The organism is Protofrankia sp. CiT1 (assembly GCF_917627335.1).
In the GTDB taxonomy this organism is placed as follows: Bacteria; Actinomycetota; Actinomycetes; order Frankiales; family Frankiaceae; genus Protofrankia.
This window is the reverse complement of record NZ_CAKJTP010000113.1, coordinates 9,000-13,632: the sequence shown is the minus strand read 5'-3', so window position 1 is coordinate 13,632 and position 4,633 is coordinate 9,000. Positions and strand designations below refer to the sequence as shown.

Here is a 4,633-nt window from a genome sequence, read left to right as displayed (position 1 = left end):
ATCCCTTCGCAACCAGGACGAGACCGGCTGTTCGAACCGCCATCGATCACATTTGGTGATTGCGATGGCGACCGGCTTCTCCCGCGCACTCTCCTGATCACGGAAGCGGTGGAGAACCATGGCGAACGCGTCGTCCCGTTGCAGCGGCCGGTTCCACCGGGCCGCTTCAGCGTTCGCGTCCCCGATCGCGACGTCCGGGTCGACAACGAAAATCAGGGCGTCCGCCGCCAACATAAACTGCGTCTCCGGGCGACGTTCGCTCAGTAGCTCCCCGGAGATGTCAAAAAACGTCACCGCACGGGTGACACGGCTGTCGAGATTGGAGATCAGAAACGCATCCTTGAACTCGGCCCCGCCTGGGGAGAAGGCCGCGATGTCGCTCTGCAGTGCCTCACCGCTGTTGAACAGCGGGCGGACGATTTTTTCGAGATATTTCTTGTGAACGTTTCCGTCCACCGGATCGACCTGAAGGCCGAGCATACCTAACCTGCCATTCTCGATTTCGCCGACCATTGAGGCAAGCAGGTGTGACTTGCCGCTGCCTCGGAAACCGACGAAACCGACGACCAGCGGGCGGCCGTACTTCCCGTAGGCCACTGGAAGATAGTGCGGAATCCTGGTGCCGTCCTCCCGCTTCAGCTCGCTGTCCGTGTCTGGGCACCGTTTCCACGCGTCAAGTTCGCGATCATGACGCTTGATAGCCGACGCGGTCGCCGGAATCTCCAGTGGACGATACGGCTCCGTCGGGTCCTCGGTCCGCTCATACAGCTGGTGCACCTCGTCCCAGACGAACTCGTCCAGGCAGATCGGGCACCGAACCATGTGCCTGGGGGCGCGGAAGGCGCCTTCGTCTGTGGTCATGAGTAGTCACCGGAGTAGGAATCGAAGACTGATCCGGCCGGAGCGGGCTGGCTCTTGCGCCTGGACAGTTCGGCGAAGCTCCGACGCCCCTCGAGGAACTGGGAGTCGACCTCGATCGGTTCAGGAAAGGCGTCGATGGACACGAACTCGCGCTTTGCGCCCAGGTCCTGCATGATTACCTCGATCAACGGTCGGCCCTTGGGAGTCGGCCGGAAGACTCCGTCCAGGGTCCGGTCCAGATTGCCACTGGCGCTGCGCAGGTCGGGCGGCCCGGTGATGCCAGCCGGACGTGGTCCTTCCACCATATGGACGATCACCAAACCGGCGCTCCAGAGATCCGCTGCGGGATCCGCGGGGACACCTCCGTGCCGAGCCTCGGGCGCGGCCCACTGGGGGGACGGCGCCAAGCCGCCCGGCTCGCCGGTGAGCCGGGCGTGCTGGAAATCGGTGATCTGTACCCGCGGGTCGTTCCAGCGGACCGTGCCAGGGGTGATGTTGCGGTGCACGACCCTGGCGGCCTCCAGAATGCTCAGCGCCCGGAACAGGCTGACCTGGAACTGTTCGTACTTCGTGGCCGGCATCTTCCGGAACCGGCCGGCCTGCTCACCTCGCTCGGCGAGCAGGATGAACGGCTCCTCAGTATCCGCGTCATAGCCGACCAGTCTGGACAGCTCCACCGGGTATCGGGCCTCGCCGATCGTGCGCAGCAGGTGCAGCCCGATCTGGATCTCGTTATCGAGAATCTCGCAGTTGTCCGCGGTCACCTGCTCCTTGGGCAGCACCTTCTGAACGAACTCCTGGTTGGAGTCCGGATTGGACACCCGGCGCCGACGGTACGGCGCGGAGCGGGACGGCGGGCGGGGCGCGCCGGGCCGGCGGTGGCGGGGTTCCTCCCACTCGCCGGCCCGGATCCGAAGCTGCTCCCGTTCGCCGTAGGTCGTGATGTAGCTGAGTTCGGTCAGGCTGTCGGCCCGTCCGGTGGCCGGCTCCCTGCGCGGATCACCGCCGGCAGGGAACCCGCCCGGTGACGAACCGTTCGTGCCCCGGCGGTCGGCGCCGGCCGGCTCATCCCGGCCGGGCCGGCGTCCGCCACGGGCAGCGGACCCGGCGTCCTCGCGTCTGGCCTGTCCGCCATCCGGCGGCTCCGATGTCGAACCGGGACGTGTCACAGCCGGCCCTCCGCGGGCGTCTCGACCACGCCGGAACGCAGCCGGACCAGGCGCAGCACACCGGCGACCTGCCCGCCGGTCGTCCAGACCAGGTCGCTTCCGGGAAATGGGATATCAGAACCGCCGGCATGGCGGGCCACGCGGGCGGCACCGCGGCCGAGCACGGCCCTGACCACTCGCGGCGCGAAACGGATCAGGTCCGCGCGGTCCGGCGCGACATCGAGGTAGCTCAGTTCCTCCGGCCCGCACAGTTGCTGGATGCCGACGTCGAGCCTGGTGGCTCGCAGCACGCCAGCGACCCGGCGCGACTCCGTCCAGACGGCGTCGACGAGCACCGCACGCCGCTCCCCCGGCCGGCCGAACGGTGGGGCCTCGTGGACGCCCCGGCGGGCAAGATGTTCGGCGTAGACGTCAAGGAGGTGCTCGGCTTCCGCGGACACGTAGTTCGGCAGCGCGTCCGGCGCACCCCGCTCAAGATCCTTCCAGCAGCGCTGGAGCACGGTCTGGATCAGATCGACCAGATCCTCCTGGACGACTCTGGCGATCTCCCCCCGCTGGTCCCGCAGTAACACCGCAACCTCGACATCGATCCCGGGCACCGCGTCCGGCTGCTCCCCGATGGGATGCCCGCGCAGAAGCATTGCATGGTCGGTCAGCTTTGTCTGTATGTCCAGCAACGCGCCAGTCAGCGCGTTCGTGGCGTCATGCGCGTCCCGCCGGCTGTCGGCGAGCGCCCATTCGTACAACGCGACCCGACAGACCAAAGCGCGGAGATCGTCAACCACCAGAACAGCGCCACCGAGCCACGGCTGCCAACGCCGTGCCGCGGACACCCACACCCGCAGCGGCCACAGCAGCAGCCCGGCCAACCCGACAGCCGCGAGTTCCGGCCGGACCGAGGCGGGGATGATGCCCAGCCGGCCGGACCACTGCAGATACCAACCGCCGCCCGCCGCGACCAGAGCGACAGCCAGCAGCGCGAGGAAGTCCAGCGCGCCCGCTTCGTCCGGGCTGACCTGGCGTGCGTTCAGCAGCAGCCAGCCACCCAGCACAACAATCATGACGATCGCCAGAGCCGGCACGAGGCTGACAACGGCACCGACGACACCGACGAGCGGCGACCACAGCGCGGCCAGGAAGCAGAACAGAGCTACCGGGCCGAGCACCCACGGCGCGGCGAGACTCAACCGCAGCCTGTCCGGATTATCGAGATTGTCGAGAATATCGTCTGGGCAGATGCGGTCCAGGTCGTCGACGTACTCACGGCTCCCCCGCGGGTACAGCCGCCGGGCGGTCTCGGAGAGCCACTGGGAGACCTCGACGACGGAGTGGCCCTTGTCCAGCGCGTTGTCGGTAAGGATGCGCAGGCTGTTGACTACGGACCGGGCAGCGGTGCCGGCGGGTTCGCTGGTCACCACGCCCAGCTCAGCCAGGTGGTTACGCCGGGCCTGGTCGAGCCCGCGGCTGCCGTCGATCTCGATGAACTCGGCCCGCAGGTTCTCCCGCAGTTCGGCGAGCTGGGCCGCGGCCTGTCGCATGGCTGACCAGACGGCCATCCCCGGCTGACGGCCGGTGAACAGCACCCGCCAGCCACGCATGCCCGCTACAGCGGCAGCGGCGTCGGCGATCCGGCTCCCGCAGGCCTGCAACGATGAACTGATCAAGCCATCGGGCCGCAATACGGTATCCGCGCGGCGGTCGTTCATCCCGAGTAACAGGGGCAACGGGTCGGTGACAAGATCCGATGGTGGCTCGCTCGCCCCATCGGCGTCCAGATGCGGGGCGAGTAACTGATCGAGCGCCCGTAGCTGGGCGTCGGCGAGCACTCCGTCATCCACCCTGCCGACCACCGCGCGCAGACCGGGCGCGGCCGTCGCGTCCGCCATGGAGCCGACCTTCTCGGCGACGGCGTCGAAGACCTCATGCTGGCACAGGGCGTCCCGCAACGCCGACAGCACCGGACCGTCGTCGGCGTCGTCCAGGAACGACGGCAGAGACTGCGGCTGGGTCTGGCCCATGCCCCAGCCGACTCCGCGGGCATCACTCACCCACAGCGTGGCTACCGGCGCCCGGAGGACGAACGGTTTCACCAGCCCGATTCGCGCCGGGTCGAAGCGGGTTCCACCGCGTGGACCGGAACCGCCCGCGTGGAAGGCACCCACGGATGATCCACCGGTGGAGCTGGCCGCGCCCGCGCCGCCACCCCCTCGGCCGGGCCGGCTACCGTAGCGCCCGCGGTCACCGCCGGAACGGTTGGCCGCGGCCCGCACCGACTCGCTCGAGCGGTCCGAACGCGGCGGTCCGCCGCCCGCCTCGCCCCTGCCCGGACGCTCTCCATAGCCGCCGCCCACCCAGGAACGATCATCCATATCGGGATGGCCGACAGTGACGTCGTCGTAGCCGGGCTCTCCTGTGTCACATTCGCCGTAGCCGGATTCGCCGTAGCCGGACTGGCCATGGTCAGCCACGTACCGGCGGTCGTGGTCGTAGGTATCGGCGGCATACGGATCGGGATCTCCGCCGCGGTCAGCGCCACCGCGGTCAGTCGGGTAACCATGGCCATCAACGTGCGCCGGCTGCGCATACTCGGCGTTGGGCGGGCC

The 4,633-nt window shown here is 68.5% G+C and carries 3 protein-coding genes; all 3 read right to left on the bottom strand.

Annotation, left to right across the window (positions count from 1 at the left end):
• Nucleotides 1-861, bottom strand: an 861-nt coding sequence (locus tag MJ785_RS16085; protein ID WP_239381578.1) for a GTPase domain-containing protein, incomplete at its 3' end; no start/stop codon positions are given.
• Complete coding sequence (locus MJ785_RS16080) at nt 858-2,030, bottom strand: hypothetical protein (protein WP_239381577.1); 1,173 nt, start codon at nt 2,028-2,030, stop codon at nt 858-860. The genes MJ785_RS16085 and MJ785_RS16080, both read right to left, overlap by 4 nt.
• Nucleotides 2,027-4,633: hypothetical protein (locus MJ785_RS16075; protein ID WP_239381576.1), on the bottom strand; the 2,607-nt coding region annotated here is incomplete at its 5' end. The genes MJ785_RS16075 and MJ785_RS16080, both read right to left, overlap by 4 nt.